The organism is Lactovum odontotermitis (assembly GCF_054658595.1).
Genome location: NZ_BAAGGQ010000004.1, coordinates 70,269 through 85,304 on the forward strand (window position 1 = coordinate 70,269; position 15,036 = coordinate 85,304).

A 15,036-nucleotide genomic window follows, 5' to 3' on the forward strand; every position below is an offset into this window, starting at 1 on the left:
TTGAATAAAGCAAAAAACCAGTCAGAATATGAGTAACTTCTGACTGGTTTTTGTATGTTTATTTTTAGTTCTTTTTAAACAGATACTGCATGAGGAAAACAAAAATAACAATCAAAGCAGCGATTAGCAGCCGCACTGGCAGTGATTGCCTCTGCAGGTAACTCTTTTTGAACCTTCCGCTGGAGTTCGGAGCGCTTTCATCTCCTGATTTAGCTTTTGGTGCAGGTGCATTTTCCCCGCCCCGAAGGTTTCTGAAGAATTGGCTGAGAATTTTGTCGTCACTGTAAGACAGTACGTTACGGGCGTAGACTCGCTCGCCCAGTTTAGCAATCGCCACTGTGGCGACAATCTGCAGGACCAGGGCAATATAAGCTTCTGTTGTGGAAGAGAATTGAATCGCATAACGGCTGGTCATCAGGGTCGGGCTGATAAATGGAATGAAGCCCAGAACACGGAGAATCACATTGCCGGGCACTGCAGCACCTGCGATACCGCCAATATAACCAATCATCGAGAAGAAAGTCAGCGGCTGTACAGCTTGTTGTACCTGGGCTTGTTCATTGACGAGACTGGCAATGATTGAGGCCACAAAGAGGTAACCAAGAATGCCGAAGAAGGCCATCAGGAAAGCATAGATACCAAAACTCAAATTAATTCCTGAAATCAGACCGCCAATTGATTTGACCGTGTCCATATCCTTGATGAAAGGGTAGGCAATGCCGAATCCTATGCCATAAAAGAGAAATTGGGTCAAAGCAAGGAGAATAATACCAAGAATTTTTCCGTAATACTGGACATTGCTTGAAGTGGCGGCGAGCAGCGTCTCCATGATACGGTTTGACTTTTCATTGCCGATTTCCTGAGCCACCATGCCTGAATACATCATAAGGAAAACAAAGATGATGACTGCTGTCACGGTTGAAACGGCCATGTTCGCGCCCATTCTGGCATCACCGCCGCTGCCGTTGCCCTTGCTGCTTTGAGTTTCCATGCTCAGACTGGCAGGTGTCATCAGTTTTTGCAGGTCTGTCGCTGAGAGACCTAGCTGACCGGCTGTCAGCTGCATTTGAATTTGAGTTAAGGCACTTTTGAAAGTTGTCTGGTCGAACTTATTGGATGTTTTATTTGTTGATACAATGGTGTATTTTCCATTGTCTGAAGTTAGATAACCGTCAATGTCACCGTTTGTCAGCTTTGTTTTAGCGCTTTCTACATCTGACGCTTCGCTTATTTTACTGTTTAGCGATTTGTCTGCCTTCAGTGCTGCTGCAATCGGCGCATTGTCCACTACCGCGAGTTTCCCTGTTTCAGTGAAGCCGGAGCTTATAAAAAGACCGATAACGATGTAGACTGCCACCATGAGAAATGGGGAGAGCACCATAGACCAGAAGCCGAAGCTCTTGACCTTGTTACGATAAGTATTTTTTGCAACTAACCAGGTTTGTCCGTTCATTTTACTGCTCCTTCCGCTACTGCAACTGACTGATTGTCCTCAACTGCGACTTCCATGCGGAAGATTTCATCAAGACTTGGCGGGGTCTGCATGAAAGCAGGGACATAGCCAGAAGTTGAGACGCGCCGGAAAATCTCGTGTCCGACTGCTTCTTCTCTGATTTGGATGATTCGGCCGGAATTGTTTTTTTCAATGCTGAGAACGCCGTCAATTGTGCGTAATTCTTCGTCGGAAATCGGCGAATCTAAGAATATGCGCGTCCGCCCGTAGCTCTCGCGAATTTCCTGTACGCCGCCCTGCAGCACGACTTTGCCGTTTTTCAGCATGGTCAGATTATCAGACAGGAGCTCAACATCTGACATGTTATGATTACTGAAAATAACCACAGCACCATTGTCACGCGCACGTTTAATCTCGTTGCGCAAAAGTTCTGTGTTGACGGGGTCAAGTCCTGTAAAAGGCTCGTCCAGAATCAGAAAGTCCGGCTCATGAATCAGTGTCGCGATAAACTGAACTTTCTGAGCATTACCCTTCGACAAAGACTGAACCTTGTCCGTCACTTTACCCACAACTTCCAGCCGCTTGAACCATTCTTTCAGTTTGAGTTTGGCGTCGGCACGTTTCATGCCGTGAAGCTCGGCAAAGTAGACAATCTGGTCTTCAACAGTCATTTTCTGGTAAAGGCCGCGCTCTTCGGGCAGAAAACCAATCCGGCTCTTGACGGTCTGTGTAATCGGCTCACCGTTCCAGCTAATGCTGCCATTGTCCAACGCGATGAATTTCAGAATCATCCGAAATGTGGTAGTTTTGCCGGCACCGTTCTGACCAATCAGGCCCATGACCTGACGCGGTTCAACGCTCATTGACAGGTTGTCAACAGCCAGCTTGTCGCCAAATCTTTTGGTGACGTTTTCAATTTCTAAAGACATTTATTCTCCTTTTTGCATTATAGATTATAATACAGGTGATACATAATATCAAATTTTTGAACTGAGAGGATTTACTGAACACTTTCAGAGGTAAGTATTAATACGTTGTGTATTAAGTCTTGCCTTTCCGCTTTTCCAATAGCCAATCGGCCAGGACTAAAGCATAAATTAAGACAGCATACCAATAAAGCAGTAAAAATTACCCGTCGCCTGTGAAATCCACAGCTTTCATCAGATGAAAATCGCTTTTAACAATTAATGCTGCTGTTCGCACCACAGCAATTGCTGTAAGGCCGAACCACATTAGCACCAGAATTTTGAAATTCCGAGCGCTGAAATTGATGGCAAAATATGAGCCGCGCACTATTTTTTATTCCCCCGTTTTCCTAAAAACCAGCCGGCTACAATCAGTCCGTAAATCAGGACAATGTACCAGTAAACCAGTATCGCGAAGCCGTCCGAAGTAAGTGCGCCCGATTGTATTAAGCGGGAGCCGTTACTAATGGTTCTGAATGTCCAGACAACAGCAATTGCAGTATAGAAAAGCCAGAAAAGCCAGAAAAAACGAAGTTTTTTATCTGTAAAATTCACACCGAAATAGGCACCGCGTACCAGCTGTTCAACGACAAAGAAACCTGATGAAATCGCAATAATTAATATATTCTGAGTGAGAAGCGTCAACTGATAGTCAAGAAGCTCAGACAAAATACCGCTTAAAAGCAGCAGACCAGCCGTAAAAATCAAAGTGTGAAGAGCACTTTGTCCCTGCTGTACTTTTTGGCGCTCATCATATTTATTGTTGAAAATATCTTTGGCACGAGTTTTTCTCACCAAAATCCTACAAACAGTAAGACCTATAATCGCAGCGATAAAACCAATCATAAATGAACTTGAAAACCTCACTTTAATCTCCTATCCAACTCTTAATTTTCATCTTCCGGCCAGAACAGCTGGTCAAGCGTGCAGCCTAGTTCGCGGCAAATATCAATGCAAAGATTGATTGTCGGGTTGTATTTGCCGGACTCAACCGCCACAACCGTCTGGCGGGTGACACCGACTTTTTCTGCCAGTTCTGCCTGATTCAAGCCTTTCAAAGTTCTGGCAGCCTTTAATTTTAAATTTTTCTTGTTCATGGCACGCCTCGCTTCTTCATAGACAAATTATATGTTATATTTTTCTATTTGTCAAGTATAGTATACTTTTTGTTTTAAAAAAGAGATTCTGAACTTAATTCAAAATCTCTGTAATTTCGGTCTCTGTCAGACTGGGCAGCCATCTGACCGGTTCAACAGCTTTGTCTGCGTTCAAATCCAGTTCCAGGAAAATCGTCCCGTACCATTGGCCGAACTTGTAGCCGCAGTTCTTGAAAAGGCCGACTTCGCTGAAGCCTAGCGCCTCGTGAAAGCCGATGCTTTCTGGATTGGGCCAGGTGATGTTCGCGTAGAGTTTCTTCATACCCTGAGCTTCCAGAATGGCAAAGAGTTTTTGATAGAGCTGTCTTCCGAGGCCATGACGGCGCTGATTCCCGGCGATGTAAATCGAGAGTTCTACGTCCCAGTCGTAGGCGATGCGTTCCCGGAAACGCGATGCATAAGCATAACCGGCAAGCTTACCCGACGTATCATCTTCTGCGACAATATATGGGTACTTGTCCAAAGTTTTCTCAATCCGTGCGCTAAACTCCTCTGTTGAGGGCGGGTCATACTCAAAAGTAATCGCCGTATTCTCGACATAAGGACGATAAATGTCTAATATCTCCGGCGCATCCGCGGGGCATGCAAGTCTGAACTTCATTTCAGCCCTTCCATCTGGCGTTTAAAGCCTAAAGTATAGAGGACAGCCACGAAGACTGCGCCACCGATGATGTTACCGATATAAACGAGGGCAAAGTTCCCGGCAAACTGACCCCAGGTCACGGCGTTTTCAAAGATTGCAGCCGGAAGCAGGAAAGCGTTTGCCACACTGTGCTGGAAGCCGATGGCGACGAAGGTCATCACAGGAAACCAGATGGCCAGCACTTTCCCAGCCGCATCGCGTGCGCCGTAGCACATCCACATGGCCAGTCCGACAAACCAGTTACAGCCGATGCCTGAGAGAATAGACTGATACCAGTTGGCTGCAAGTTTTCCCTCAGCCAGGTGAATCAGCTCGACTTTGAAATCTCCTGTCGCAGTTAATCCGACGAGGTGTCCAAAAACAAATGCCACGAAAATTGCACCTATGACGTTGAAAATAGTGATAACAATCCAGTTTTTCAGCAAATCGGACAAAGAGACTTTTTTTGCCAGCAGGCTCGTAGTGACGGCCGTCATGTTCGAGGTAATCAGCTCGCCGCCGCCGAGCAGGATGACGATAAGGCCGACAGGGAAAACAGCCGCGCCGATAAAGCTGGCAAAGCTTCCCCAGTCCTCGGCCACACTGGCAATCACGCGGATATAAAGCAGATAGCCCATGGAAATCATGGCGCCGCCGATAAATCCGAGCACGGCTTTTTCGAGTAATGGACGACGGACTTTATCGACGCCGTGGTGGATGGTTGCAGCCAGTATTTCTGCGGGACTGTTCATTTTTTTCTAAGACCTCTTTCGATTGGAATCGCATTCGCTCGAGAGCTTGGCTTTTCTCGGGAGAAAATTATGATTAATTCTACCATAACTTTGCTGAAAAAGCCTGCTTAAAAACAGATTCTGCGGCAAAATCTGTTTTTAAACGTCATCAGTCAATTTGTCCATTGACAACCAGTTCAATCATATCCAGCAGCGCTTCGGTATTGTTCGGGCCAATCACGCGCCAGGCAGCAGCTTTCAGCTCCGGCTGCGCATTTCCCATGGCAACGCCGTATTTGACTTGCTGAATCATTTCAAAGTCATTGCCGCTGTCGCCGAAGGCCATAATTTCGTCCTTGGTAAATCCTAATTTTTCTCCTAAGCGGCTCAGGCCTGTGAATTTATTGACGCCTGGAAGAATCAGGTCAATGTCGCCGTGGCCGCTGGAAACTGGCTGCAGCTTGCCTTGCAATCGCTCTATGAGCTGGCTCAGCTTTTCCGTCGCTTCAGCTTCTTTGAAATTTAAAGCAAATTTGAACAAGTCGTCTTTTTCGTCTAGGGCCTGTCTGATGTTGTGCAGGCGCTTAATCTGAGGATAATAATAGGACGCGAAAGAAAAGACTTCATCCGAGACATTATCAGAAATATAGGCTGATTTCTCGCCGCAGACCAGATAATGCTCCGGCAGAATTCGTGTCTCAAGCAGCTCAAGTGTTTCTTCAACGACTGCCGAACTGATTTTAGCGTGCCAGAAGGGGAGGTCTCCCCGAAGCAGATTCGCACCATTTTCAGACGCGAAAGTGATTTCCTGATAATTCTCAGGGAAAAATGAGCGCAGCTGGGCATACTGATTTCCGCTCGCGACGATGAATCTTATCCCTTTATGCTTCATGGCTTGAAAAAGGCTTCCGAATCGTTCCCGATTGTAGTTATTTTCTGAATCCAGAAAAGTGCCGTCCATGTCAACCGCGATTGCTTTAATCATCTTGCCTCCTGCTTTATTTACTCTCAAGCGGAGTCGTAAGCTCAATCAAATTCCCCTCAGGGTCCTGGACGACCGCCTCGTAGTAGCCGTCTCCGGTTGTGCGCGGGCCGCTCAGAAGCGGAAAACCGTCTGCGACAAGTCTTTCAGCATATTGCTCAACGGCCGCTTTATCACCAACCGCGATGGCGAGATGTGTATAGCCGAGACTTTCTGCAATGCGCGGCGATAAAAACTGCTTTGTCGTCAGCTCTAAGCGGCTTCCTGAGTCAAAAGTCAGAAAATAGGATTTGAAACCTGTTTTCTTGTTGTGATAAAGCTCAGTGCTGCCGGCTGCAAAATACTTTTCGTAGAATTCCTTCATTTTCTCAATGTCTTGAGCATAAACGGCAATGTGTTCGATGTACATGTGTTCTCTCCTTTGACTAAATATAACATATTTCAGAATTTTTCACAAAAAAAGCTCTGCCTTATATGACAGAACTTTTCAGTTTATTGTCCTACCCGCCAATCAAATCACGCCGGCGATAACCGACAAATCCAATGATAATCAGAACAACGGCTAGGCCAGAAATGCCGAAGACCGGCGCCCAGTCCATTGTATCCAGCGGAATTTTCGGAATGTAGTCGAAAATGCTGAGTTTCATAATCCAATCAGGCAAGTCCAGAAGATTGCCCAGATAGCTCATGAAGAGCAGGAAAGCAATATAGGCATAGATAGCACCCGTTGCCCGCGGCACAAAGGCTGCCAGAAGACAGAGAAGACCGACGACAAAGGCGATTGCGACAATGTAAATCATGCCTGGTCCCATGAGTTCTCCAAAGCTCATCGGCGTTTGCGACTGTGTCTGAACGACATAAACACCGAGAATTGCAAGGAACTGTCCAAGTGCACTCAGTACAAGGGCTGAAACTGCGTAGGTAAAGTACATCAGGAGACGGCTGACAGGCAGCGCATAGAGTTGTTCCTGACGGTTTTTTCTTTCCTCGGAAGTCATTCGTCCCATGATAAGAACCGCAAAGACACTGGTCAGAATGGCGAGAATTGAAAATAGAGTGACTATGAAGCTGGCGACCATCGCATTATGACTTGGGGAACTGCCTGCGGAAGCTGTAAAGAGCTGTTTAATCGTGGCGTTCGAGTTGATGAATTCGTCCATTTGACTGAACATTGAGCCGTAAGTAATGCCTAGCACAAAGAGTCCAATGAACCAGCCGATAATCATGCCGCGCTGCTGGCGCAGGACGAGACCTGGGATGCTGAGCAGCGACTTCGGAGCCGTCGCGCGCCCATGGCTTTCGGCGATGTAGCCGGCGTTAACATCACGGTTAACCTGCAGCACATAAGCGATAACAATCATGATGAGCGCCAGCACAAAGGCTAGAATCACGCCTGTCCACTTCTCGTAGCCGGCCGCGTAAGGAAAGCCGAGGTTGCCCCAGCTGAGCGGATTGAACCAGCCAGCATTGACGGCCTGCGTGTCCGTTCCCATACGAATAATGTAGAGAATGCCCAGAAGACCGAAAGTGGCACCTTTTGCGCCGCCCGCGTCAGGGAAAATCTGTGCAAAGAAGAGCGCAATCATGCCCCACATAAAGCCTTGCGAAGCAGAGGAGAAGGCAAAGAGCAGATTCGAGTTCATATCGTTGAGCCCTGCCACATTCTGTGCCTGAATGGAGAAGGCCAGAATGAAAGCAATCACGATATGCAGCACCAGCATTTCGATGATAACTGCAGTCGTATTGGCCAGCTTGCCAATCTGGAAACTTCCGAAGAGCTCGGCGATTCCGTCATTTTCTTCCTTACGTGTGCGGTTAATCACATAGATAATCGCCACAATCGCAAAGGTAATGCCCGTAATCAGCGTCATGGTCTGGCCGTAAACCGGACCAATACTGTATTTCTGCCAAGTCTCAATCGGTGTGGGGCCAAAAAGTCCGACCATGGCAGGATTTTGGACAAACATGGTGTACATGGATTGTTGGGCAGCCTGTCCGCTGACCGCCACTTCCATCTTGCCGGCACCGGAGGCCGCAAAGGCCAGCATGCCGATAATCCAGATAATCAGCTTCAGCCAGTCGCGCCGCAAGAGCGCTTTGAGCATGTCAGCAGTTTTATTTAAAGGTTTCATTTTAACAATTTCCTCCGGCGCTTACTTATTCATAGTGGTGCAAGAACAGTTCTTCAAGCGTAGGCGGCGTAGATTCGAGCTTAGTGATGCCGAGCTGCGTCAACTCCGTCAGGATGGCTTGAGTTTTGTCTGAGTCTGCCTGGAAAACAGCCTTGTTTCCTGTAATCTGCAAATCGTGCACGCCTTCAAAATTCTGCAGAGCCAAAGGAGCTTGCGACGTTTCTACCTTAAAGGTATCACGGGTGAAATGGCGCAGATCCTCGAGCGAACCGCTGTCGACAATCTCGCCCGCTTTGATGACGGCCACCCGGTCAGCCAGACGTTCAACTTCCGACAAGATGTGCGAACTCAGGAGAATCGAATGCCCTTCGGACTTGATGCGCGCCACTTCGTCCTGGAAAACAGACTCCATCAGCGGGTCAAGCCCGCTTGTCGGCTCGTCGAAGATATAAAGCTCGACGTTGCAGGCCAGAGCGGCTATCAGCGCAATCTTCTGACGGTTCCCCTTGGAATAGGAGCGTGACTTCTTCTTCGGGTCAAGCTCAAACTTTTTAATCAGTTCGTTCTTTTTTGTCTGGTCTCCAGAGCCCTGCAGTTTCATGAACAAATCGATGATTTCACCGCCGGTAAGATTCGGCCAGAGATAGACGTCGCCGGGCACATAGGCCAGCTGCTTATGAATCTCGATGGCTTCAGACCAGACATCTTTGCCGAAAATCTTGGCTGAGCCGCCGGAAGCTTTGATAAGGCCCAGCAAAGTCCGGATGGTTGTCGATTTGCCGGCGCCGTTCGGGCCGATATAGCCGAGCACTTCTCCCGGCTCAATGTCAAATGAAATGTTCTTCAAGGCTTGGAATGACCCGAACTTTTTCTGCAAGCCGTTTACTTCTACAAGCTTAGTCATAGGTAGAATCTCCTTATAATCACCTCATCACGATGATTTCTGTTAAAAAGTCAGAAAACTAACTTCTTACAAAGCATATTTTACTCTTTTGAATTTATTTGTCAAGAAAAATGAACTGATTTTATATAGAAAGTTCAGAATGAACCGTTATGTTTGATTTAGTTCATTTTATATGCTATTATAGAAGTATGAATCAAAGCGAAAAAAAGAAACAGGCCATCTTAGCCGTCACTTTTCGTCTACTGAGTGAAAAAGAAGTCAAAAACATCACGGTTGACGAAATTTCCGAGCAGGCCGAAGTGAGCAAAGTCACGCTGTTCAAATATTTTCAGAGTAAAAATCACCTGATGAACCTGGTCATTATGCGTGCTTTTGAACATATGGCTGAAGATGTCCGGGAAATCATTGACAGCGACTTGAATTTCGAAGAAACTTATGAAAGTATCACGCAGATGAAACTTCGCCAGGTACAACGTTATACGCCCATTTTTCAAAAAAATCTCATGACCCAGTATTCTGAAAGCCCGGACTTTTTCGACACAGATACTATCAATGTTCAGATGAGCGTTTACACCGAACTCTTTGACAAAGGCCAGCGCGAGGGAAAAATTTCTCCGGAGCTGACACAAGCCGATTTTCTGTTCATTCTGAATATTTTCATTGAAGGCATGAAAGGACTTGAAGCAGAAACCCTATATGAAAAAACACCTTTAATTACCCGATTTTTTTTAAATGGCTTTTCTTGAACAAATCGTCTAATTTCGTTGTAAAATTATCAATCGGTTTCATTTTGTTTTAATTTGTGATAAAATAAACTATCAAAGATTTGTTAATGAAATCGTGCTGCCTAATTCACGTTAAAAACAGGCAGGGAGTAATTTATGAAAACAAAAACAATTCTTATTTTAGCTGCTGCAGCGCTTAGCCTCGGCTTTTCCGCTAAAGCAAGTGCGGACACACAGATGCAGCGTCTGTATAATCCGAACTCAGGAGAGCATTTCTATACTGCCAGGATTGCAGAAAAAGATAATCTCGTTGCCGCAGGATGGCGCTACGAAGGCATCGGCTGGGTAGCTCCGGATTCTGGTGAGCCAGTCTACCGGCTTTACAATGCAAACGCTGGCGACCATCATTACACAAAAATCGCATACGAAAAGGACCAGCTTATAGCAGCCGGCTGGCACGATGAAGGGATTGCCTGGTATTCCGGCGGAGCTGTTCCGCTCTATCGTGCCTATAATCCAAATGTAACTGCCGGCGCACATAATTATACAACCAGTGATTTTGAGCAGAATTCACTGCTTGCCGCTGGCTGGAATGATGAAGGCATTGCCTGGTACGGAACTGCCGTCGGTAGTCCAGCAGGCGGCCAATATTATCAGTCTGATTTCTGGTATCGTGCGGCTCCTGGAATGGTCTTCATCAGTGATTCCGGGAAAGCCTACACACGTGTTGTTAATATCGAAAATTATTCCTATGTTGCCTGGGCAAATCAGCCGACTGGGGCAGGAAATGGTTCTGCACAATTTATCCAGTCAGATTTAGGCTAAAAATTAAGCTGCCTCTTGAATTTTAAAGAGACAGCTTTTTTATATAGTCTGTATTATTTTGTATTGCCAGTTAATCTTATTACCCGATTGAACCCTCCATCGAATAAGAAATCAGTCGATTCAACTCCACCGCATACTCCATCGGCAGCTCCTTCGTAAAAGGCTCAATAAAGCCCATGACAATCATATCCGTCGCTTCCTTCTCAGTCAAACCGCGGCTCATCAGATAATAAAGCTGCTCCTCAGAGATTTTGGACACCTTCGCCTCATGCTCCAGCGCCACCTGCGAATTATGAATCTCATTAAAAGGCACCGTGTCCGATTTCGAAATATCGTCCATGATAATCGTGTCACACTCAATATGCGACTTCGACTTCGCCGAGTCCTTGTTAAAAGTGACCTGACCGCGATAGTTGACAATCCCGCCGCCCCGGCAGATAGATTTGGACACAATCGAGCTCGACGTATTCGGCGCATTGTGAATCATCTTGGCGCCCGTGTCCTGATTCTGCCCGCCATTAGCAAAAGCAATCGACAGCATCGTGCCGCGCGCACCAGGTCCATTCAGATAAACCGCCGGATATTTCATCGAAATGCGTGAACCGAGATTGCCGTCGACCCATTCGACAGTGGCATTGGCAGCCGCTGAGGCCCGCTTCGTCACCAGATTCAGCACATTGTCTGACCAGTTCTGAATCGTCGAGTAGCGCATGTAGCCGCCTTCCTCAACGAAAATCTCGACCACCGCCGCATGCAGCGAAGCCGCAGAGTAAGTCGGCGCCGTGCAACCCTCGACATACTGGATGCTTCCGCCCTCTTCCACAATAATCAGTGTCCGCTCAAACTGCCCGGACTTCTCATTATTGATACGGAAATAAGCTTGAACCGGAATCTCGCACTTCACACCCTTAGGCACATAAAGAAACGAACCGCCCGACCAGACCGCCGAATTCAGCGCCGCCAGCTTGTTATCCGTCGGCGGCACCAGCTTGCTGAAATACTTCCTGAAAAGCTCAGGATACTCGCGCAGCGCCGTGTCCGTGTCCGTAAAGATAATGCCGAGCTTCGCAAACTCGTCCTTCATATTGTGATAGACGACCTCTGACTCGTACTGCGCCGAAGCCCCCGCCAGATAAGCGCGCTCCGCCTCAGGAATCCCAATCTTCTCAAAAGTATCCTTGATTTCCTCCGGCACCTCGTCCCAAGTCCGCGCAGCCTTAGCCGACGGCTTCTGATAATAAATAATATCGTTAAAATCAATAAAACTCAAATCCGGCCCCCACTTGGGCAAGTCAAGCTTCTTGAAGGCCTCATAAGACTTTAAACGAAACTCCAGCATCCACTCCGGCTCATTTTTAGCAGCCGAAATCTCGCGCACCACCTCTTCCGTCAGCCCGAGCCCCGTCGTATATTCAAGCTCCGCATTATCGTGAAAACCGAACTTATATTCCTCTAAAACCGGCACTTCTTCCGTCATATCCATTTTCCTTTCTTTTCTTTGCAGAATAAAGCCTCAAACACCATGAATCCCGCTGGCTTGCGCTCTGTATGAGCCGCCATCCTGAGCTGCATTTTCACCCCTGTCAGAATCAGCAGCAGCCTGAGCTATCGTCTTCTTCAAAGCATTCCAAGGCAAAGTCGCGCACTTCACGCGCTGCGGAAACTTCGCCACACCTTTCAGAAACTGCGCATCACCCAAATCATCCGGCACCGCCAGCTCCTCGCCCATCACCATCCGGCTGAACAAATCCGCCAGCTTAAGCGCCTCCTCCGTTGATTTCCCCAGCACCAGCTCCGTCATCATCGACGACGAAGCCGTCGAAATCGTGCAGCCGTGCCCGGAGAAGGCAATATCTCTGATTTTATCATCTTCAATATCAACCGTCAGACGAATCACATCACCGCAAGTCGGATTATTCAAATCCACCATACAGCCGACATGCAGCTCGCCCGCATGCCGCGGATGGTCCGCATGGTCCCGAATCGCCATCTGCTCAAACTTCGAGCCGTAAAGTTCATTTAATTTGCTTAATGCCAAATTCTTGCCTTCTTTTTCTTAAATTATACATTGAAATAGGCTTTTGCCTGCAGAATCGCGTCTATCAGCTTGTCACAGTCTTCCTGCGTATTATACAGATAGAAACTTGCCCGCGCCGTTGCCGCAGTTCCCAGATAACGCAGCAGCGGCTGCGCACAATGATGCCCCGCACGCACTGCAACCCCCTGCATATCCAGCGCCGTCGCCAAATCATGCGGATGAAGCCCCTTCAGATTAAACGAAACCACACTTGAGCGCAGCGCATTCTCTTTTGGCCCATAAACCATCAGACCCTTGATTTCACGCAGCTTCGGCAGAACATAGTTAATCAGCTCCGCATCATGCGCCTGTATCGCGTCAATACCGACAGACTGAATATAATCAATCGCCGCGCCAAGTCCGATTGCGCCCGCAATATTCGGCGTTCCCGCCTCAAACTTCCATGGCAGCTCTGTCCAGGACGAATGCTCCTCATAGACAAAATCAATCATTTCGCCGCCGAATTCAACCGGCTCAAACTGCTCAAGCAGCTTCTCCTTGCCATAAAGCACGCCAATGCCTGTCGGTCCCAGCATTTTATGCCCGCTGAAAGCAAGAAAATCCGCATCCAAATCCTGCACATCCACCGCCATATGCGGTATCGACTGCGCCGCATCCACCACTACTAAAGCACCGACTTCATGCGCCAGCCCGGCGATTTCCTTCACCGGGTTGATGACGCCGAGGACATTTGAAACATGCGCGATAGAGACGAATTTCGTCTTTTCCGTCAGCTTAGCCCGAAAATCATCCATATCCAGCTTACCGTCTTTCAGGTAGACAAACTTCAGCACAGCGCCTGTAGCTTTAGCTGCCTGCTGCCAGGGCACAAGATTTGAGTGATGCTCCATGACTGAAATCAGAATTTCATCGCCCAGCTGCAGAATCTGACGGGCAAACTGCGCCGCCCAGTTCAAAGACTGCGTCGTTCCGCGTGTCCAGAGAATCTCCTTGCTTGACTTGGCGTTGATGAAGGCACGCACCTTGTCACGCGCGGCTTCAAAATCTTCGGTTGCCCGTTCTGCCAGTGTATGTACGCCCCTATGCACGTTGGCATTGTCTGTGTCATAATACTTCCGCAAAGCATTCATGACTGGCAAAGGCTTTTGAGCCGTTGCCGCATTGTCCAGATAGACCAGGGGCTCGTCGTTGACCAGCTGGTCCAGAATCGGAAAATCTTTACGCAATTCAGCAAAATCTAACATTAAAGCCCCAGCTTCCTGTCAATTGTTGTAATGAATTCATCTCGGACAGATTTCACCGGAATGTTCACAATCACTGAGCCGAGAAATCCTCTGATGACAAGCTTCTTCGCCGCCTGCTCATCCAGTCCGCGACTCATGAGATAATACATGTCCTCCGGGTCGACCTGGCCGATTGAAGCCGCATGGCCTGCCGTGACATCATTTTCATCGATTAAGAGAATCGGATTCGCATCCGCGCGCGCCGTATCCGACAGCATCAGAACACGTGACTCCTGCTGCGCATCAGCGCCTTTGGCACCGTTGATAATATGCCCGATGCCGTTAAAAGTCAAAGTCCCGCGCTCCAGAATCACCCCGTGCTGCAGAATGTGCCCCACCGAGTTTTTGCCGTAATTCGTCACGCGCGTATCCACGCCCTGAATCTGGCGGCCCATTGAAATGCCGACCGCTTTGAGCTCTGCATGCGAGCCGTTTCCTTTGAGGTCGCTGTCAAAGTCGCAAATCACATTGCCGTCATTCATCACGCCAATCGACCAGTCAATCGTCGCATCGCGCCCGAGCAGACCTCTGCGGCTGATAAATGCGGTCACATTCGCGCCCAGGCGGTCAATCGCCGAGAACTTGACCTGCGCGCCCTCAAGCGCAATCACCTCGACAAACACAGTGCCCGTGACTTTCGCAGTTCCTTCACCCTGACTTTCCAGGCGCTCCAGATAATTCAGCTTAGCGTGCTTGCCGGCCACAATCAGAATATGCTTGTTGAAATTGACCTTTTCTGCCGCATTCTGATAAAACAGCCCTTCCATCGGCAGGTCAATTTCAACATTGTCCGGCACATAAAGCACAGCCCCGGAATTAAAGGCCGCATAATGCGCCGCCGTCAGACGGTCCTCATTTGACGCAGTTGCCGAAGCAAAGTAAGTCTTCATAACATCTGGAATTTCCTCCAGCGCCTGATAAAAATCAGTGAACACAACGCCCTTGGCCGCCAGTTCAGGCGACATCTGCTCCAGAATCGTCCGCGTACCTAGCTGCACCAGCATCGGATAATCAGGAATCTCCGTGAAAGCGGGCACAGCCCCATTTTCATCCGACTCTGAAAGCTCAGTATTATCCAGCTTCCAGCCGCTGAAACGCACCCGCTCAATATCCGGCATCTCCAGTTTCCGGACATTTTCAAAAGACTGCTGACGAAGCTCCGACAGCCAGGCAGGCTCTGCATGAGCCTCAGAAAAGTTTAATATCTCCTCATTCATAT

17 protein-coding genes are annotated in these 15,036 nt (G+C 48.1%); 2 read left to right on the forward strand and 15 right to left on the reverse strand.

Annotation, left to right across the window (positions count from 1 at the left end):
- Nucleotides 1-64: 64 nt before the first annotated feature.
- The 11 genes from ACYQ2E_RS03600 to ACYQ2E_RS03650 all read right to left on the reverse strand — a co-directional run bounded on the left by ACYQ2E_RS03600 (nt 65) and on the right by ACYQ2E_RS03650 (nt 8,946).
- Nucleotides 65-1,453, reverse strand: coding sequence for an ABC transporter permease (locus ACYQ2E_RS03600; protein WP_460016693.1), 1,389 nt, complete (start codon nt 1,451-1,453; stop codon nt 65-67).
- Nucleotides 1,450-2,382, reverse strand: coding sequence for an ABC transporter ATP-binding protein (locus ACYQ2E_RS03605; RefSeq protein ID WP_460016694.1), 933 nt, complete (start codon nt 2,380-2,382; stop codon nt 1,450-1,452). The genes ACYQ2E_RS03600 and ACYQ2E_RS03605 overlap by 4 nt, the downstream gene beginning before the upstream one ends.
- A gap of 199 nt (nt 2,383-2,581) precedes the next feature.
- Nucleotides 2,582-2,746, reverse strand: coding sequence for a hypothetical protein (locus tag ACYQ2E_RS03610; RefSeq protein ID WP_460016695.1), 165 nt, complete (start codon nt 2,744-2,746; stop codon nt 2,582-2,584).
- Nucleotides 2,746-3,285, reverse strand: a complete 540-nt coding sequence (locus tag ACYQ2E_RS03615) for a hypothetical protein (protein WP_460016696.1) — start codon at nt 3,283-3,285, stop codon at nt 2,746-2,748. Before ACYQ2E_RS03615 ends, ACYQ2E_RS03610 begins: the two co-directional genes overlap by 1 nt.
- 20 nt (nt 3,286-3,305) lie before the next feature.
- Complete coding sequence (locus ACYQ2E_RS03620; RefSeq protein WP_460016697.1) at nt 3,306-3,515, reverse strand: helix-turn-helix transcriptional regulator; 210 nt, start codon at nt 3,513-3,515, stop codon at nt 3,306-3,308.
- A 94-nt stretch (nt 3,516-3,609) separates the two neighbouring features.
- Nucleotides 3,610-4,176 carry an N-acetyltransferase family protein gene (locus ACYQ2E_RS03625; RefSeq protein ID WP_460016698.1) on the reverse strand — a complete coding sequence of 189 codons (567 nt, stop codon included), beginning with the start codon at nt 4,174-4,176 and terminating at the stop codon, nt 3,610-3,612.
- Nucleotides 4,173-4,949: a formate/nitrite transporter family protein gene (locus ACYQ2E_RS03630; RefSeq protein ID WP_460016699.1), complete on the reverse strand. Its 777-nt coding sequence runs from the start codon at nt 4,947-4,949 to the stop codon at nt 4,173-4,175. Before ACYQ2E_RS03630 ends, ACYQ2E_RS03625 begins: the two co-directional genes overlap by 4 nt.
- 148 nt (nt 4,950-5,097) lie before the next feature.
- On the reverse strand, nt 5,098-5,913 hold the full coding sequence (locus ACYQ2E_RS03635) for a Cof-type HAD-IIB family hydrolase (RefSeq protein WP_460016700.1): 816 nt from the start codon (nt 5,911-5,913) through the stop codon (nt 5,098-5,100).
- A 13-nt stretch (nt 5,914-5,926) separates the two neighbouring features.
- Nucleotides 5,927-6,319 (reverse strand): VOC family protein, encoded by a 393-nt coding sequence (locus tag ACYQ2E_RS03640; protein WP_460016701.1) that lies wholly within the window; start codon nt 6,317-6,319, stop codon nt 5,927-5,929.
- A 91-nt stretch (nt 6,320-6,410) separates the two neighbouring features.
- Nucleotides 6,411-8,042, reverse strand: coding sequence for an ABC transporter permease (locus ACYQ2E_RS03645; RefSeq protein ID WP_460016702.1), 1,632 nt, complete (start codon nt 8,040-8,042; stop codon nt 6,411-6,413).
- Between the two features lie 25 nt (nt 8,043-8,067).
- Complete coding sequence (locus ACYQ2E_RS03650) at nt 8,068-8,946, reverse strand: ABC transporter ATP-binding protein (protein ID WP_460016703.1); 879 nt, start codon at nt 8,944-8,946, stop codon at nt 8,068-8,070.
- Nucleotides 8,947-9,134: 188 nt separating this feature from the next.
- Between ACYQ2E_RS03650 and ACYQ2E_RS03655 the strand changes: the two genes are divergently transcribed.
- Nucleotides 9,135-9,692, forward strand: coding sequence for a TetR/AcrR family transcriptional regulator (locus ACYQ2E_RS03655; protein WP_460016704.1), 558 nt, complete (start codon nt 9,135-9,137; stop codon nt 9,690-9,692).
- A 135-nt stretch (nt 9,693-9,827) separates the two neighbouring features.
- The gene (locus tag ACYQ2E_RS03660; RefSeq protein WP_460016705.1) at nt 9,828-10,496 is read left to right on the forward strand and encodes a hypothetical protein; all 669 of its coding nucleotides are present in this window, start codon (nt 9,828-9,830) and stop codon (nt 10,494-10,496) included.
- A gap of 79 nt (nt 10,497-10,575) precedes the next feature.
- On the opposite strand, the gene sufB is transcribed toward ACYQ2E_RS03660, so the two are convergent.
- The 4 genes from sufB to sufD are packed head-to-tail and all read right to left on the reverse strand — an operon-like array spanning nt 10,576 to nt 15,034.
- On the reverse strand, nt 10,576-11,973 hold the full coding sequence (sufB, locus tag ACYQ2E_RS03665) for a Fe-S cluster assembly protein SufB (protein WP_460016706.1): 1,398 nt from the start codon (nt 11,971-11,973) through the stop codon (nt 10,576-10,578).
- Nucleotides 11,974-12,009: 36 nt separating this feature from the next.
- On the reverse strand, nt 12,010-12,534 hold the full coding sequence (gene sufU / locus ACYQ2E_RS03670) for a Fe-S cluster assembly sulfur transfer protein SufU (protein WP_460016707.1): 525 nt from the start codon (nt 12,532-12,534) through the stop codon (nt 12,010-12,012).
- A 23-nt stretch (nt 12,535-12,557) separates the two neighbouring features.
- Complete coding sequence (locus ACYQ2E_RS03675) at nt 12,558-13,778, reverse strand: cysteine desulfurase (protein ID WP_460016708.1); 1,221 nt, start codon at nt 13,776-13,778, stop codon at nt 12,558-12,560.
- Nucleotides 13,778-15,034, reverse strand: a complete 1,257-nt coding sequence (sufD, locus tag ACYQ2E_RS03680; RefSeq protein ID WP_460016709.1) for a Fe-S cluster assembly protein SufD — start codon at nt 15,032-15,034, stop codon at nt 13,778-13,780. The genes ACYQ2E_RS03675 and sufD overlap by 1 nt, the downstream gene beginning before the upstream one ends.
- Between the last annotated feature and the right edge of the window lie 2 nt (nt 15,035-15,036).